We start from the raw sequence: 15,882 nt of genomic DNA, 5'->3' as shown, positions 1-15,882 counted from the left end.
GTCGGGGCGTCACCCGTCGAGGTGGCCGGTGGTGGCCAGGTGGCGGTACCAGTGGGCGCTGTCCTTCCAGGTGCGCTGCTGGGTGTCGTAGTCGACGCGGATGATGCCGAAGCGGCGGTCGTAGCCGTAACCCCACTCGAAGTTGTCCAGCAGCGACCAGACGAAGTAGCCCCGGACGTCCGCGCCCCGCGCGCGGGCGTCGGCCATCGCGCCGATGTGCCGGCGCAGGTAGTCGATCCGCCGGTCGTCGTGGACCCGTCCGTCGGCCGAGACCACGTCGTCGAACGCCGCGCCGTTCTCGGTGATCATCAACGGCTGGCCCGGGTACTCGTCCCGGAGCCGCAGCAGCAGCTCGGTCAGGGCCGGCGGGTCGATGTTCCACCCCATCGCCGTGTGCGGGCCGGGCTGCGGCAGGAAGTCGACGTCGTCGGCGCCCACCCACGGGGTGTGGGCCGAGGCGCCGTGGCCGTCGGCGTCGGAGCGGGGCGTGTGTCCGTCCCAGGCCCGGACCAGCGTGCTGGCGTAGTAGTTGACACCGAGCACGTCCAGCGGCACCGCGATCAGCTTCTCGTCACCCGGGCGCACGAACGACCAGTCGGTGTCGGCGGCGGTGTCGGCCAGCAGGTCGGCCGGGTACGCCCCGTCCAGCATCGGGCCGAGGAACGCCCGGTTCGCGAGGGCGTCGATCCGCCGGACCGCGTCGGAGTCGGCGGCCGAGCCGGACGCGCCGCGCACGACGTGCAGGTTCAGCGTCACCGACAGCTCGGCGCTCGGCGCCAGCTCCCGGACCACCCGTCCGGCCAGGCCGTGCGCCAGGTTCAGGTGGTGCACCGCCGCCAGCGCGGCCGCCGGTTCGGTGCGGCCGGGCGCGTGCACGCCGGAGGCGTAACCCAGGTACGCCGAGCACCAGGGCTCGTTGAGCGTGGTCCAGGTGTGCACCCGGTCGCCGAGCGCCGAGACGATCCCCGACGCGTACTCCTGGAAGCGCAGCGCGGTCTCCCGCGCCGGCCACCCGCCGGCGTCCTCCAGCTCCTGGGGCAGGTCCCAGTGGTACATGGTCGCGACCGGTCGGACGCCGCGCTCCAGCAGGCCGTCGACCAGCCGGGCGTAGAAGTCCAGGCCGGCGGCGTTGAACCGGCCGGCACCGCCGGGCTGCACCCGGGGCCAGGAGATCGAGAAACGGTACGCGCCGAGCCCTAGCCCGGCGATGTGGTCGAGGTCCTGCGGCCACCGGTGGTAGTGGTCGGCGGCCACGTCCCCGGTGTCGCCGCCCAGCGTACGCCCGGGGGTGTGGCTGTAGGTGTCCCAGATGGACGGGCCGCGGCCGTCCTCGGTGGCCGCGCCCTCGACCTGGTACGCCGCGGTGGCCGAACCCCAGACGAAGCTCTCCGGGAAGTCTCGTGCCGTCATCGTCCCGTCCTCTCCGTGCCGGCCACCACGCAGTGGTACGCCGACGACTCGCCCGCCACCAGCTCGGCGGTCGCCACGCCGTCGCGGAAGCCCACCTCGAACTCCGTGCCCGGCCCCGCGCCGGGCGACGGGATGCGTACCCGCTGCCGTTGCCCCTCCGCCGGGGCGTAGAGCCGCAGCTCCACCCCGTCGGCCCAGTCGTAGTCGGGCCGGTCGGAGCGCGCCCCGAACCCGATGACCGCGCCGGGCCGGACCAGCACCGGCAGGCTGTCGTACTCGTGTTTCTCGGTCACCCAGGCCGGCCCGGTGAGCTGCGCGCCGCTGACCAGGTGGGTCCAGGTGCCGGCGGGCACGTAGAAGGTGACCTGCCCGTCGGCGCTGAGCACCGGCGCGACCAGGATGTCGGAGCCGAGCATGTACTGCCGGTCGAGGTGCGCCACGGCCGGATCGTCCGGGAACTCCACGACCATCGGGCGCATCATCGGAATGCCGTCGCGGTGCGCCTCCTCGGCGGTCGCCGCCAGGTACGGCATCAGCCGGAGCTTGAGCCGGGTGAAGTGCCGCAGCACGTCCACGGCCTCCTCGTCGTACGCCCACGGCACCCGGTACGAGCCGGAGCCGTGCAGCCGCGAGTGCGAGGAGAGCAGGCCGAACGCGATCCAACGCTTGAACACCGCCGGGTCGGGGGTGCCCTCGAAGCCGCCGATGTCGTGGCTCCAGTAGCCGAAGCCGGACGACGCCAGGGACAGCCCGCCGCGCAGCGACTCGGCCATCGCGACGAACGTCGACTCGCAGTCGCCGCCCCAGTGCACCGGGAACTGCTGGCCGCCGGCGGTGGCCGAGCGGGCGAACAGCACCGCCTCGCCCTCGCCCCGCTCGGCCTCCAGCAGCTCGAAGACCGCCTTGTTGTAGAGGTACGAGTAGTAGTTGTGCATGCGTTGCGGGTCCGACCCGTCGTGCCACACCACGTCGGTCGGGATGCGCTCACCGAAGTCGGTCTTGAAGCAGTCGACGCCCATGTCCAGCAGCGCCTTGAGCTTGCCGGTGAACCAGGCCACCGCGTCCGGGTCGGTGAAGTCGACGAGCGCCATGCCGGCCTGCCACTTGTCCCACTGCCACACCGAGCCGTCCGGGTTGCGCACCAGGTAGCCGGCCCGGCGGCCCTCCTCGAACAGGTACGAGCGCTGCGCGATGTACGGGTTGATCCACACGCACACCTTCAGCCCGCGCTCGTGCAGCCGGCGCAGCATGCCCTCGGGGTCGGGGAAGGTCGCCGGGTCCCAGACGAAGTCGACCCAGTGGAACTGGCGCATCCAGAAGCAGTCGAAGTGGAACACCGACAGCGGCAGGTTCCGCTCGGCCATCCCGTCGACGAACTCGGTCACCGTCTTCTCGTCGTACGACGTGGTGAACGACGTGGACAGCCACAGCCCGTACGACCAGGCGGGCACCCGGGCCGGTCGGCCGGTCAGCGCCGTGTAGCGGCGCAGCACGTCCTTCGGGGTGGGCCCGTCGACGACGTGGTAGGTCAGCGACTGGCCCTCGACGCTGAACTGGGTCTGCGCGACGACCTCGGAGCCGACCTCGAACGACACGTGCTCCGGGTGGTCCACGAACACCCCGTAGCCGGCGCTGCTGAGGTAGAACGGCACGTTCTTGTACGCCTGCTCGCTGGCGGTGCCGCCGTCGGCGTTCCACACGTCGACCGTCTGGCCGTTCTTCACGAACGGGCCGAACCGCTCGCCCAGCCCGTACACCGTCTCGCCGACGCCGAGCGCGAGCCGCTCGTGCACGTACCGGCGGCCCTCGCCGTCGGTGACGATCCCGACGCTGCGCCCGGTGGACGCCGTGACCAGCCGGTCGCCGTGCCGGAACTCGACCCGCCACCCGTCGACGAGCGCGACCCGGACGGTCAGCTCGCCGGTGGTCAGCGACGCGCTGATCCCGGTGATGTCGACGGTGACCGGGTGGGTGTCGTCGGTGCGCAGCCCGAAGTGGGGTTCGCGGGGCAGCCCGCCGCTGTGGTGGCCGATGGTCACCCCGACCACGCCGGGCGCGGGGGAGAAGAAGCGGACGGTGACGACCGGCCGGTTGAGCGTGTCGCCACGGCCGTTGATCTGACCGGCCGGCGCGAAGACGGTGAAGCCGCGCTCGTCCATCTCGACCGATTCCACCGTGCCGGGGCGCAGCACGCTGACTCCCGGGCGCAGTTGCCAGTACCCGTCGGTGAACTTCACTTCTCGGCTCCTGCCGTGATGCCGCGCGCCAGAGTGCGCTGGAAGATGAGGAAGAAGAGGATGGCCGGCACCAGGCTGAGCAACGCGCCGGCGTTCGTCGTCGGGGCGTCCATCAGGCGGTCGCCCTGCAACGACGCGAGCGCGACCGGGATGGTCTGCGTCTGGTTGTCGATCAGCATGACCAGCGGGATGAGGAACTCGTTCCAGGTCCAGATGAAGAAGAAGATGAGCAGGACGGCGAGGGTCGGCCGCAGGTTGGGGAAGACCACCCGCCACAGCACCGTCCACTTGCCGGCGCCGTCCAGCGCCGCGGCCTCCAGCAGGGAGCGCGGGAACGTACCCAGCACCGAGGCGAGCAGGTAGGTGCCGAACGCGCTCTGGATGACGGTGAAGATGATGATCACCGACAGTCGGGTGTTGTAGAGGCCGATCTCCTTGGCCACGTAGTACAGCGGGTAGATCAGCGCCTCCTGCGGCAGCATGTTGGCCAGCAGGAACACCCCGACGATCCAGAGCCGGCCGCGGACCCGGCCGATGCCCAGGGCGTACGCGTTGAGCAGCGACACGACCACGCCGAGCACCGCCACGGACCCGGCGATCAGCGCCGAGTTCCACAGCTTGAGCGGGAAGTTCACAGCGGACCAGTACGTCCGCAGACCCCTGGTGTAGAACTCGGTCGGCCAGCTCAGCGGGCCGCCCGACGAGTAGTCACCGGGCGACTTGAACGCGTTGAGCAGCATGAACGCGAACGGCACCAGCATGATGAGCGCGCCGATGGTGACGCCGGCGAGCACCACCCACCGGCTGACGCCCCGGTGGTGCCGGTCGCGCACCGGCCGGCGCGGCGGGGCACCGGTGATCGTGATGGCCATGTCAGATCCCCCGGTCCCGGCGCTCGCTGCGGGCCTGCACCCCGATGAAGACCACGGCCACCACGACGATGATCACGGTGAGCACGGTGGAGATCGCGGAGCCGTACCCGACCTGGAGCTTCTTGAAGAACGTGTAGTACGCGAAGTACGACGGCACGTTTGTGGCGTTCTCCGGGCCGCCCCGGGTCAGCGCGAAGATCGGCCCGAACACCTTCAACGCGGCGATGGTGCAGGTCAGCGCCACCACGAACGTCTCCGGCCGGATCTGCGGCAGCGTGATCGCCCGGAACCGGCGCAGCCAGTTCGCCCCGTCGACCTCGGCCGCCTCGTACAGCTCCGGGTCGACCCGCTGCAACGCCGCCATGAACACGACCACCGGGTAGCCGATCTGCACCCAGATCATCACCGCCATCACCACCGGCAGCGCGGTGTCCGGGTCGCCCAGCCAGTCGTGGCGCAGCGCCCCGAGCCCGACCGCGTCGAGCAGGCTGTTGAACGCGCCGTCGGGGCGCAGGATCCAGCCCCAGACGATGCCGGCGACCACCACGGGCAGCACCTGCGGCAGGTAGAACGCGGCCCGCAACGCCGCCGCCGTACGCGGCTTGAACCGACGCCCGATGACGTCGAAGAGCACCGAGGCGAGCAGCAGCCCGAGCACTGTCGGCACCACCACCATCGCGACGATCATCGCCACGGTGTTGCGGAACGACGCCCAGAACACCTCGTCGTCCAGCAACCGCCGGTAGTTGTCCAACCCGACGAACGTAGGGTCACCGATGCCCGACCACCGGGTCAGCGACAGGTAGCCGGTGCCGACCAGCGGCGCGCCGATGACCAGGACGAACAGCGCCGCCCCGGGGAGCAGGTAGAGCCAGTACGCCGCGTCGCGGCCCCGCTGTCGGCGGCGGGACGGGGGAGCGGGGGCGGGGGTCGCCGCGGACGGCGCGGCGGCGGTGTCGGTGTCGGTGTCGGTGTCGGTGTCGGTGTCGGTGTCGGTGTCGGTGTCGGAGACTGCCATGGCGGATCCTTCCCGGCGGGGCGGCCGGGCGCACCGGTCGTGCCGGTCGCGCCCGCCGCTCGCCGTGTCACTTGCCGGTGATCTCCTTGACGCCGTCGGCGTACGGCTTGGCGATCGTGTCGAGCACCTGGTCGGGGGACTTGGACCCGTTGATCAGTCCCTGGAACCCGCCGACCAGCACGTCGTAGTAGCCGGGCACCGGCCAGTCCGGGTAGAAGGCCAGACCGTCCTGCTTGCTGACCGTGTTGAAGTCCTCGATCAGCTTGCGGTCCTTCGGGTCGGTGATCCTGGCGGGGTCACCGGCCACCGGGACACCACCGTGGTTGCCGATCAGGTCCTGGATCTCCGGACGCAGGGTGATGTCGATGAAGTCGTACGCCAGGCTCTTGGCCTTGCTGTTCGTCGGGACGACCCAGAGATTGCCGGACGAGCCGGCGTTCAGCCTGTTGCCCGGGAACAGGAAGGTGTCCCAGTTGGCCTTCATCTCGGCCTTGAAGCGGCCGTACCACCAGCTCCCCGAGACGATCATCGGCGTCTTGCCGGCGATGAACGCGGTGCCCATGTCCTCGGCCTTGAGGCTCGCCGAGTTCTTGGCCACGTAGCCCTTCCGCACCCAGTCGGCGAAGGTGTCCGCGCCGTACTTCAGCGGGTCGGCCTTGAAGTCGACGGGGTTCTTGTAGAGCTGGTAGTCGTCGACGAACGCCCGGTCGGCCTTCGACAGCGCGAGCTGGTAGAAGAGCTGCCCGGCCGGGTACTCGGCGCCGGCCATGCCCAGCGGGGTGATCTTCTTGCTGACGAAGGTGTCCATCGCGGACGTCATCTCGGCCATGGTGGTGGGCACCCGGACGCCGTTGCGGTCGAACAGGTCCTTGTTGTAATAGACCGTGACGTACTCGCCGTAGTTCGGCACGCCGAACCAGTTGCCCGACCCCATCACACCCTTGTCGGTGTAGCGGGCGGTGGTCTGGAGGCTGGGGCTGAGCTTGCCGGCCCAGCCGCGCTTCTCCGCCTCGTCGCTGAGGTCGGTGAGCAGGCCCTGGGAGGACAGCAGCCCGGCCGTCGCGTTGCCCTTGTTGTACTCCATGATGTCCGGGCCTTCGGACGAGTTGATGATCATGCCGGCGTTCTGCTGGATCTGCTCGAACGCCTTGCGCTCGAAGCGCACCTCCACGCCCGGGTGCTCGGTCTTGAAGATCTCGATGGCCCGGTCCCAGCCGACCCCCATCGCGCTGTTCTCGCCCTCGTAGTGCCAGAGCTTGAGGGTCTTGGCCCCGCTGTCGTCACCGCTGTCGTCGCCCCCGCACGCGGCCACGGTGGTCGTCGCGGTCGCCGCCAGGGCGAGCGCCGCGACGATCCGGCGGAATCGCTGCATTGCTATCCTCCTCGTTGAGTATCGAGCCGGTACTTCACTGGGTCCGTCGTCGCGTTGCCGCGCGGCGACGGGCCGTTTCTACTGGTCAGCCCCCATGAGTTGGCGGCTTCGTGGGGCTGCGGTCGAGCCCCGGATCTCCAGCGCGCACGGCAGCAGTTGCTGGTGGCGCTCGTCGCCGCCCCCGTCCAGGTGACGCACCAGCGCCTCGATCGCGATCCGGCCCATCGCCGATCCGGGCGACGTCATCGCGGTCAGCGCCGGGGTGGCCAGCTCGGCTACCTGTGGCGAGGTGACCATCGAGACGACCGAGACGTCGTCGGGCACGGACAGCCCCCGCGCGGTCAGCTCGCCGAGGATGCCGAAGATCGCCGTCTCGTTCATGGCCAGCACGGCCGTCAGGCCCGGCGCCCGCGCCAGGGCGGCGGACAGCGCCGCCCGGCCGCCGGCGGCGCTGTCCTCGGCCGGGATCATGACCGGTTCCAGGCCGTGGCCGGTCATGGCCGTGACAAAGGCGTCCCGGGTACGCAGCGCCGGGCCGTAACCGCGGGTCAGGGTCTGCGCCGAGTGGTTGACGTAGACGATCTGCCGGTGCCCCAGCCCGACCAGGTGCGCCACCGCCTCCCGCACGGTCTGCCCGAAGTCGATGTCGACGTAGGAGAGGCCGTCGGTGTCCCCGGTGCGCCCGATGAGCACCAGCGGCACACCGGCCTCCTGGAGCGCGGCGACCCGCTCGTCGGCGAGCTTCACCTCCATCAGCACGACGCCGTCGAACATCCGCTGGCTGGCCAGCCGGCGCAGGTCGTCGAGGTCGCCGTCACCCCCGACGGGCGACAGGACCAGGTGGTAGCCGACGGCGCTGGCCGCCGCGGCCGCCCCGGTGACGAACGCCGTCTCGGTCGCGCCGAGGCCGCGCTCGTCCATCGGCAGCAGCAGGCCCAGGATCCGACTACGTCGGCTGGCCAGGCCGCGGGCCATGGCGTTGGGCTGGTAGTCCAGCTCGGTCATGGCGGCGCGCACCTTGGCCCGGGTGGCCGGGGAGATCGGCCGGGTGCCGGTGAGCACGTAGGACACGGTGCTGACCGAGACCTGGGCCAGGCGGGCGACGTCGTGCATGGTGGCCATCGCGCACCTCCTCCGGCCGGGCGTGGCACCGCCGTTCGAATGATCGTCGAAGCGCTTCGACGAAGCGGTTCGACAGACGCTAGGCCGCTGTTACGGCGACGTCAATAGCCGATGTCGAAAGACGTCACGCCGCCGGTCCGCGAGGGTGGCCGGCCGGCTGGCGGTCGAACGGCCGGCGGTAGCGGCCCGGGCCGGTCACCCCGTCGTCACCCGCGCGAGCGACTCGGCCACGTACCGGTGTCCGGCGGTCGCGGTGAACCGGATCTCCGACCCGTCCCGGGTGACGTCGACCGGGCGGCGGGTGGCGCGGTCGGTGACCTGGAACCGGCCGTCGAACAAGGTGCTGCGGACCCGCAGCGGTCCGCCGCTGCCGGCGGTCAGGGTGATGCGGGTCGCGGTGCGCCCGCGCCACTCGGCGTCGACCGTGACGTCGCCGCGGGCGCGCAGGCCGCGGACCGAGCCGTCGGCCCAGTCGTCGGGGAGCGCGGGCAGCACGTCGACGACGCCGCGGTGGCTCTGCAGCAGCATCTCCGCCACCCCCGCGGTGGCGCCGAAGTTGCCGTCGATCTGGAACGGCGGGTGGTTGTCCCACAGGTTGTCGAGCGTGCTCGACCTGAGCAGCTCGGAGAGTATCCGGTGGGAGTGGTTGCCGTGCCGCAGCCGGGCCCAGAAGTTGATCTTCCAGGCCTTGCTCCAGCCGGTGCCGCCGGCACCCCGCGCGGTCAGCGAGACGTCCGCCGCCCTGGCGTACCCGGGCGTGGTCAGCGGGCAGATCTGCCGGCCGGGAAAGAGGCCGAACAGGTGCGACACGTGCCGGTGCGTGTCGCCCTCGTCGTCCCAGTCGTCCTTCCATTCCCGCAACTGCCCCCACGAGCCGACCCGGAGGCCCGGGTCGAGCCTGGCCAGCGTCTCGGCGATCCGGTCGCGGAACGCGGCGTCCGGCTCGCCCACCGTCGCGGCGGCCTCTGACACGTTGGTCAGCAGGTCCCACACGATCTGCTGGGACATCGACGCGCCGGCCGAGAAGTCGCCGTGCTCCGGGGAGAAGCTGGGGCTCACCACCAGCCTGCCGTCGCGCGGGTCGACGACCAGCTCGTCGAGCCAGAACCGGGCCAGCTCCTTCATCAGCGGGTACGCCCGCTCGCGCAGGAACGTCTCGTCCCGGGTGAAGCGGTAGTGCTCGTGGTAGTGCTGCGCCAGCCACGCCCCGGCCTCCGGCATCCAGAACGAGGTGGGGTGGTCGTGCACGCCGGTGAAGCCGAACGGGTTCGTCTCGTTGTGCACCACCCAGCCGCGGTTGTCGTAGATCTTCCTGGCGCTGATCCGGCCGGGCGCGACCATGGCGTCGACGTGGTCGAAGAACGGCAGGGTCGTCTCGGCGAGGTTCGTCGTCTCGGCGGGCCAGTAGTTCATCTGGAAGTTGATGTTGGTGTGGTAGTCCGCCGACCAGGGCGGGCTGGTCGAGTCGTTCCAGACGCCCTGCAGGTTCGCCGGCAGCGAGCCGGCCCGGGAGGACGCGATGAGCAGGTAGCGACCGTACTGGAAGAAGAGCACCTCCAGGGCCGTGCGGGCGGCCCGGTCCGCCCGCCCCCGCCGGTAGCTGAGCAGGAGCTGATCGGTGGGGACGGCCGGCATCCGCTGGCCGATGTCGAGCGTGAGCCGCCGGAACAGCTTCCGGTGGTCGCGGACGTGGGCGGCCCGCAACGCCGGGTACGGCGTGGCCGCCGCCGCGTCGACCCGCGCGGTCACCGCCGCGTGCGGGTCGTCTCCCCGGTACGTCGGATGGTCGTCGGCGTAGTCGGTGCCGGCGGCCAGGATCAGCGTGACGGCGTCCGCGCCCTCGACGGTGACCGTGCCGTCGTCGTTGTCGACCCGGGTGCCGCCGGTGTGGACCACCTGCACCTGCGCCTCGAAGCGCAGCCCGTTGTCGTCGAGGCGTCCGCGGAACGTGATCCGCCCGTACGCGGCGGAGAGGCGCCGTGACCGGTTGGACGCGGTGGTGACGGACACGGTGCACCCGATGCCGCCCGGCCGGTCGGCGGTGAGCCGGGCGACCAGCACGTTGTCGGGGGCGGAGGCGAAGTACTCGCGGGTGTGGCGGACCCCGGCGGCGGTGTACGCGACGCCGGCCGTGGCGTCGGAGATGTCGAGCTGCCGGCGGTAGTCGGTGTGGTCGGCCGGCGCGTCCGGGAAGGACAGCCGCACGTCGCCGAAGGGCTGATAGCAGCCGAACCCGCTCCTCGGCTGTCCCAGCCTGCCGGCCACCCAGGACGGGTCGACCCGCGTGTCGGCGTCGATCCGCTGCCGGACCTCGTCGATCGCGCCGGGGCGCGGCGTGGTCCAGTCACCGAAGTCGTAGCCGGGGGAGCCGGGGCCGCCGGTCCACAGCGACTTCTCGTTGAACTGGAGCCGTTCGGCCCGGACCCCGCCGAAGACCGAGGCGCCGAGGGCGCCGTTGCCGATGGGCAGTGACTGCGACTCCCAGTCGGTGGCGGGCTTGTCGTACCAGAGGGTCATGCCGCTCGGCGGCGGTCCGGCGAGCGGGCCGGGCGGGTCGGGAGCCGTGCCGGCGGTCAACGCGGCGCCGCGGCGACGGGGGTGTCGGGGCGGGTCCGCGCTTTCGTGGTCAGGAACGGCATGGCAACCCCTCGGTCGTTCACACATCGGATGTGTTGCGGGGACGCTACCGGCGGCGCTGTCCGTGAGCAAGGCGTCACCGGCGGGCCAGTCGCCAGCCGACGTAGGCGAGCGTGAGAACGACCACGCCGGCGATCAGGTACCACCCGAACCGGTGCAGGTCCACGAGCACGGCCCGCATGTGGTCGCCGGTCAGGTAGCCGGCCGTGGTCCACAGTCCCACCCAGGCGGCGGCGCCGAGCGCGTTGTAGGCCACGAAGCGCCGCCACGGCATGCCGGTGGTGCCGGCGACGACCCCGTTGAACTGCCGCAGACCGTCGACGAAGCGGGCGGCGGCGACGAGCTTCGGGCCGTGGCGGCTCATCACGGCCTCCAGGCGGGCGAACCGGTCCGGGTCCAGACGCAGGCGGCGGCCGTGGCGCAGGACGAGCCGGCGGCCGCCGTAACGGCCGATCAGGTAGCCGATGCTGTCCCCGGCCACCGCCGCCAGGAACGCGGTGGCCGCCACGGCGACGACGCTCAGCCGGCCGTGGGACGCGTACCCGGCGGCGAGGACGATCGCGGCCTGGCCCGGCGCCGGGACGCCGAAGCCCTCGACACCGACGAGCAGGGCGAGCCCCGGGTAGCCGTAGTGGCTCACCAGGTCGGTGAGCAGCCGGAACGGGCTCACCGGCCGGTCCCGGGAAGGCGGCCCACCACGTCGACGAGCCTAGCCGGCGCGAGCGTCGGCCGGTGGCCACGGCTGCCGGCTCACCCCGTCGGGGACGCGGGCCTGTCGCGTATCGAATTGATTCGATATAGCATCGCGGCAGGGCAGCGTCACTCCGACCGGGCGCACGACGCGGAGTGTTCGCCATCCACCGGCGGACCGGGTAGCCGGCCGGTGGTCACCGATTCGGACGCGGCCGGGTGGACGCCACGACGGCGTCACCTGCCGCGTGCTGGTCCCACCGCGAGCGCGGTACGCCGACCGTCGACCGGCCGGATCCCGTGCCGTGCGCGGCAACGGACCAGACCGCACACCGAGGAGTAGGCACAGATGAACGACGTACCCGATCGACCGCGCCGCCGGAGCAGGAGCGCCGTCCGGCTGCTCCTGGGCGGCGCCTGCGCCCTGGCGGTCACGGTGTCCTCGATGGCCGTGGCCACCTTCGCCCGCGCCGATCTCAGCGGCCCGCCCGGAACCACCCTGAAGGCCGCGGCCGAGCGCAGCGGACGGTACTTCGGCGCCGCGATGGGCGGTGACCGGCTCACCGACCAGGGCTTCCTGACCATCGCGAACCGCGAGTTCGACATGATGACGGCCGTCAACGAGATGAAGCCCGACGCGACCGAGCCCAACCCGGGCCAGTTCGACTTCCGGGCCGGTGACGCGATCTACAACTGGGCCACCCAGCACGGCATGCGGGTCCGGGGTCACACGCTGGCCTGGCACGCCCAGCAGCCGAGGTTCTGGGGAAGTCTCAGCGGCAGCGCCCTGCGGCAGGCGATGATCGACCACATCAACGGCGTGATGGCCCACTACCGGGGCAAACTGGCCTACTGGGACGTGGTGAACGAGGCGTTCGCCGAGAACGGCAGCCGGCGGTCGTCGAACCTGCAGTCCACCGGCAACGACTGGATCGAGGTGGCGTTCCGGACCGCGCGCGCCGCCGACCCGTCGGTCAAGCTCTGCTACAACGACTACAACATCGAGAACTGGACGTACGCCAAGACGCAGGGCGTCTACAACATGATCAAGGACTTCAAGGCCCGGGGCGTCCCGGTCGACTGCGTCGGTCTGCAGACCCACTTCACCGGTGGCAGTTCGCTGCCGTCCACCTTCCAGACCACGCTGTCCAGCTTCGCCGGCCTCGGCGTCGACGTGGCGCTGACCGAGGCCGACGTCACCAACGCCTCGACCAGCCAGTACCAGGGTCTCACCCAGGCCTGCATGAACGTGCCCCGCTGCGTCGGCATCACGACGTGGGGCATCCGGGACAGCGACTCCTGGCGTGGCAACGAGAACCCGCTGCTGTTCGACCGCAACAGCAACCCCAAGGCGGCGTACGGCGCCGTGCGCGACGCTCTCAACGCCGCCTCCACCACGGTGCCGGGCACGACCGCGCCGCCGACCACCGCGCCGCCGACCACGACCCCGCCGACCACCGTGCCGCCGACCACCACCCCGCCGACCACGCCGCCCGCCACCGGGCAGCCCGGGGCGTGCACCGCGACGTACCGCATGGTCAACAGCTGGAGCGGTGGCTTCCAGGGCGAGGTCACCGTGACCAACAACGGCTCCACCACGCTCACCGGCTGGACCGTGCGGCTGACGCTGGCCGGCGGGCAGACCATCGCCAACGTCTGGAACGGCGTCAACACCGGCACCAGCGGCACGGTCGGCGTCCGCAACGCCGACTACAACGGTTCCCTCGGCGCGAACGCCTCGACCACCTTCGGATTCCTGGTCAACGGCAGCAGCAACGCCGCCCCCGGTGGCCTCTCCTGCACCAGCCCCTGACCGACGACACGTGGAGGATGATCATGCGTAGGTTCCTCGCGGTGTTCGCCGCCGCCCTGACGCTCGGCACCGTCGCCGGCAGCGGGCCCGCCGGCGCGTCGACCGCCACCCCGCATTCGTGCCCCCGCGGCCTGTTCTTCTGCGAGGACTTCGAGCGCCTGCCCCCGGGCGGGCCCCGTACGCTGAAGTGGGGCGTCGACACCCGCCACGGCACGCTCACCGTCGAGCGGTCCCGTCGGGGCAACCAGGTGCTGCACGTCCACACGGTCGACAACGGGCGTGCCTTCCTGCGCGTCGACGACATCGCCGCGCCGGATAACCGCCTCTACGGCCGGATGCGGCTGCGCGTCGACGCGTTCCCCACCGCCCCGGACTGGGCGCACTTCACGCTGGTGGAGGCGACCGGCGCCGGCAGCGCGGAGGTCGTCCGCCCGGTCGGCGGCCAGTACGCGCCCACGGTCCCCGGCACCTTCTGGGGGATCGGCGCGGACGGCGGCCCGACCGGCGACTGGACCAACTGGCGGGAGTCCGCCCCGGTCACCGAGGACACCTGGCAGTGCGTCGAGTGGCGGCTGGACGCGACGGACAACCGGGTCGCGGTGTGGATCGACGGCGTGGCGAACCCGGAGCTGACCGCGTCCACGACCGAACACGGCGGCAACGACGTGCCCTTCGTCCTGCCGACGGTCGACACCGTCAAGATCGGCTGGCAGCTCTACCAGGGCGGCACCACGCCGGGCGAGTTCGACCTCTGGATCGACGACGTCGCGCTGTCCAGCAAGCGGCTCGGCTGCTGACCGGAAACCCCGTTGGCGGAACGCCCGGCCGGTGCTCACCGGCCGGGCGTTCCGCCCACAGCGGTCGGGGACGCGGCCGGACGCCGCTCCGGCGCAGCCGCGGTAGCGCAACGCGGCGTCCGCCAGCCGCGGAGCCGTCCGGGGGACCGCGGATCAGTCGTGGCGGTGCCGCACGATGTGGTCGAGGTGGCGAATCGTGTCCTCGCGGTCGGCCGGGCTTGTCGAGTCCCACAGGTCGGCCAGCCAGTAGAGCGAGCCGGACAGCATCCAGGCCCACCCGCGAACCCAGGTCGCCTCGTCGAAGCCGAGCGCCTCCCGGTAGGCGGCCCGCGCGCGGGCGTCGAACAGGCTCCAGCCCGGCCGGACCTCGACCGCCGGATCGCCGAGGCCGAGACCACCGAAGTCGATCACCCCGGTGAGCCTGCCCCGGTTGACCAGCAGGTTGCCCGCCAGGAGGTCACCGTGCAGCCACACCGGCGGACCGGGCCACTCGTCGACCGCCATCGCCTCGTCCCAGGCCGCGGTCACCGCGCGCCCGTCGATCCGATCACCCAGCTCCGCGATCGATCGACGGGTGAGTTCGTTCCGTTGCGCCAACGGCACACCGCGTTGGATCCCCTCCTTGACCGGCCCGCCCATCGGGTCGATCGCGATCATCGCGCGGACGAAGCCGGCGAGGTCGACGGCGAGGTCCACGAGGTCCTGCCCGTTCTCCGGGTTGTGCCCGTCCAGCCACGGGACGACCGTCCACGGCCACGGGTAGTCCCCGGCGGGCCGGCCGACCGCGACCGGGACGGGCACCGGCACCGGCAGGTGCGGCGCCAGCTTCGGCAACCAGGTCGTGTCGGTCGTCACCTGGTCGACCGCCCACGGTGCCCGGGGCAGCCGTGCGGTCAGGGAATCGCCGAGCCGAAACAACGCGTTGTCGGTGCCGGTCAGCGGCTGCGCGTCGATCGGCAGGCGCGACCATCCGGGGAACTGCTCGTCGACCAGAGCGCGAACCTGCTCGACAGTTACGACGATCTCTCCGGGGCGCATCGGAGCGACCGTAGGACCAACTCGGTGGGCCCGTCAATCCAATCCGGTCGGGCTCGGCGCGGAACTGGCCGGCTTCGCCTCCGAGGTGGTGGACCTCGTCGCGGCCGCCGGGACGGCACCGGAGGACCCGGCGGCACACCCCGACGAGGAGTTGTCGGTGCGCTGGGCCGCCCCTGAACGCCGCCACCGGCAGCGCTGCCCGGATGCGGTCCGGCTGGGCCGGGTGATCGGCGGTGCGGGCGGCCTGGACGCTGCCGGGGTGTCCGCCGTCGGCATCAGCAGGCTCGAAGACCGGTGCGACTCGTGGCTGGCCAGGTTCGAGCTGATGACGCCGCCACGATGACCAGCGTCGCCGACGTCGCCCTGTCCAGCAGGCGGTTCGGCTGCTGACCGGCCGCCGCTCAGGCGCAGCCGCGGTACTGCAACGCGCCATCCTTCATGTACGCCCACAGCGCCAGGCCGTTCCAGTAGTCGTAGGTGAGCGTCCAGCCGTTGGCGGTGTTGCCGGTAGGGCCGGTGACGACCTGGCCGTAGCGGCGGGTGCCGTACAACGTGGACTCGTTGGGCTCGGTGTACATGCCCGCGTAGTCCCAGACGACGGTGAAGCTGCTCGTCGTGCACGCCGCCTGCGCCGTCCCGGCCGGCGCCAGGGCCGTCAGCGTCGTCGCCGCGAGGCAGGCCGCCATCGTGCGCGACAGCAGTCGTCGAACGGTCATCAGTTCCTCCACTCGATCGTGGTGCACGGATGTGCCCCCCGGGGCACCCACCCGCCGGATTCTATTGGTCGGCGCCGATCCCCGCGATCGCCGTGCTGTCGACCACGTCGATCTCGTGGGGCCGCGGGGGTTCGTGCTTCGGCCTGGTCGGTCCGAACGG

At 71.6% G+C, this 15,882-nt stretch carries 13 protein-coding genes; 3 read left to right on the top strand and 10 right to left on the bottom strand.

Going from position 1 to position 15,882, the window contains the following annotated elements:
* Positions 1-9: 9 nt before the first annotated feature.
* The 8 genes from ACLQ2W_RS30830 to ACLQ2W_RS30795 form a co-directional block, all read right to left on the bottom strand.
* Positions 10-1,410 (bottom strand): GH1 family beta-glucosidase, encoded by a 1,401-nt coding sequence (locus tag ACLQ2W_RS30830; RefSeq protein ID WP_425791012.1) that lies wholly within the window; start codon positions 1,408-1,410, stop codon positions 10-12.
* A complete protein-coding gene (gene yicI / locus ACLQ2W_RS30825) occupies positions 1,407-3,647 on the bottom strand; it encodes an alpha-xylosidase (protein WP_425791010.1) in 2,241 nt (746 codons plus the stop codon). The genes ACLQ2W_RS30830 and yicI overlap by 4 nt, the downstream gene beginning before the upstream one ends.
* Entirely contained in the window at positions 3,644-4,519 is an 876-nt protein-coding gene (locus tag ACLQ2W_RS30820) for a carbohydrate ABC transporter permease (RefSeq protein WP_425791008.1), read from the bottom strand. Before ACLQ2W_RS30820 ends, yicI begins: the two co-directional genes overlap by 4 nt.
* 1 nt (position 4,520) lies before the next feature.
* Positions 4,521-5,537, bottom strand: a complete 1,017-nt coding sequence (locus tag ACLQ2W_RS30815; protein WP_425791006.1) for a carbohydrate ABC transporter permease — start codon at positions 5,535-5,537, stop codon at positions 4,521-4,523.
* Between the two features lie 67 nt (positions 5,538-5,604).
* Positions 5,605-6,909 carry an ABC transporter substrate-binding protein gene (locus tag ACLQ2W_RS30810; protein ID WP_425791004.1) on the bottom strand — a complete coding sequence of 435 codons (1,305 nt, stop codon included), beginning with the start codon at positions 6,907-6,909 and terminating at the stop codon, positions 5,605-5,607.
* Between the two features lie 78 nt (positions 6,910-6,987).
* Positions 6,988-8,031 carry a LacI family DNA-binding transcriptional regulator gene (locus ACLQ2W_RS30805; RefSeq protein ID WP_405093821.1) on the bottom strand — a complete coding sequence of 348 codons (1,044 nt, stop codon included), beginning with the start codon at positions 8,029-8,031 and terminating at the stop codon, positions 6,988-6,990.
* 195 nt (positions 8,032-8,226) lie between these two features.
* Positions 8,227-10,608, bottom strand: coding sequence for a glycoside hydrolase family 95 protein (locus ACLQ2W_RS30800; RefSeq protein ID WP_425791002.1), 2,382 nt, complete (start codon positions 10,606-10,608; stop codon positions 8,227-8,229).
* 136 nt (positions 10,609-10,744) lie between these two features.
* Positions 10,745-11,338, bottom strand: coding sequence for a DedA family protein (locus ACLQ2W_RS30795; protein WP_425791000.1), 594 nt, complete (start codon positions 11,336-11,338; stop codon positions 10,745-10,747).
* 369 nt (positions 11,339-11,707) lie between these two features.
* On the opposite strand from ACLQ2W_RS30795, the gene ACLQ2W_RS30790 reads away from it, so the two are divergent.
* Together ACLQ2W_RS30790 and ACLQ2W_RS30785 are read left to right on the top strand one after the other, a co-directional pair.
* A complete protein-coding gene (locus tag ACLQ2W_RS30790; protein WP_425790998.1) occupies positions 11,708-13,171 on the top strand; it encodes an endo-1,4-beta-xylanase in 1,464 nt (487 codons plus the stop codon).
* A gap of 23 nt (positions 13,172-13,194) precedes the next feature.
* A complete protein-coding gene (locus ACLQ2W_RS30785) occupies positions 13,195-13,968 on the top strand; it encodes a hypothetical protein (RefSeq protein ID WP_425790996.1) in 774 nt (257 codons plus the stop codon).
* A gap of 153 nt (positions 13,969-14,121) precedes the next feature.
* On the opposite strand, the gene ACLQ2W_RS30780 is transcribed toward ACLQ2W_RS30785, so the two are convergent.
* Positions 14,122-15,006, bottom strand: a complete 885-nt coding sequence (locus ACLQ2W_RS30780; protein ID WP_425790994.1) for an aminoglycoside phosphotransferase family protein — start codon at positions 15,004-15,006, stop codon at positions 14,122-14,124.
* Between the two features lie 88 nt (positions 15,007-15,094).
* Between ACLQ2W_RS30780 and ACLQ2W_RS30775 the strand changes: the two genes are divergently transcribed.
* Positions 15,095-15,349, top strand: a complete 255-nt coding sequence (locus ACLQ2W_RS30775; protein ID WP_425790992.1) for a hypothetical protein — start codon at positions 15,095-15,097, stop codon at positions 15,347-15,349.
* A 58-nt stretch (positions 15,350-15,407) separates the two neighbouring features.
* On the opposite strand, the gene ACLQ2W_RS30770 is transcribed toward ACLQ2W_RS30775, so the two are convergent.
* The gene (locus ACLQ2W_RS30770) at positions 15,408-15,722 is read right to left on the bottom strand and encodes a hypothetical protein (RefSeq protein ID WP_357305905.1); all 315 of its coding nucleotides are present in this window, start codon (positions 15,720-15,722) and stop codon (positions 15,408-15,410) included.
* Positions 15,723-15,882: the final 160 nt, after the last annotated feature.

It is taken from the genome of Micromonospora sp. DT227 (genome assembly GCF_049841835.1).
Taxonomy (GTDB): Bacteria; Actinomycetota; Actinomycetes; order Mycobacteriales; family Micromonosporaceae; genus Micromonospora.
Note: the sequence above shows the minus strand (reverse complement) of the source record. Positions and strands in the feature narration are given on the sequence as shown.

What these genes read in the sequence shown, in the direction of transcription:
- ACLQ2W_RS30830 (WP_425791012.1), bottom strand. Translation starts at nt 1,410, where the DNA reads ATGACGGCACGAGACTTCCCGGAGAGCTTCGTCTGGGGTTCGGCCACC.
- ACLQ2W_RS30820 (WP_425791008.1), bottom strand. Translation starts at nt 4,519, where the DNA reads ATGGCCATCACGATCACCGGTGCCCCGCCGCGCCGGCCGGTGCGCGAC.
- ACLQ2W_RS30815 (WP_425791006.1), bottom strand. Translation starts at nt 5,537, where the DNA reads ATGGCAGTCTCCGACACCGACACCGACACCGACACCGACACCGACACC.
- ACLQ2W_RS30810 (WP_425791004.1), bottom strand. Translation starts at nt 6,909, where the DNA reads ATGCAGCGATTCCGCCGGATCGTCGCGGCGCTCGCCCTGGCGGCGACC.
- ACLQ2W_RS30805 (WP_405093821.1), bottom strand. Translation starts at nt 8,031, where the DNA reads ATGGCCACCATGCACGACGTCGCCCGCCTGGCCCAGGTCTCGGTCAGC.
- ACLQ2W_RS30790 (WP_425790998.1), top strand. Translation starts at nt 11,708, where the DNA reads ATGAACGACGTACCCGATCGACCGCGCCGCCGGAGCAGGAGCGCCGTC.
- ACLQ2W_RS30785 (WP_425790996.1), top strand. Translation starts at nt 13,195, where the DNA reads ATGCGTAGGTTCCTCGCGGTGTTCGCCGCCGCCCTGACGCTCGGCACC.
- ACLQ2W_RS30780 (WP_425790994.1), bottom strand. Translation starts at nt 15,006, where the DNA reads ATGCGCCCCGGAGAGATCGTCGTAACTGTCGAGCAGGTTCGCGCTCTG.
- ACLQ2W_RS30770 (WP_357305905.1), bottom strand. Translation starts at nt 15,722, where the DNA reads ATGACCGTTCGACGACTGCTGTCGCGCACGATGGCGGCCTGCCTCGCG.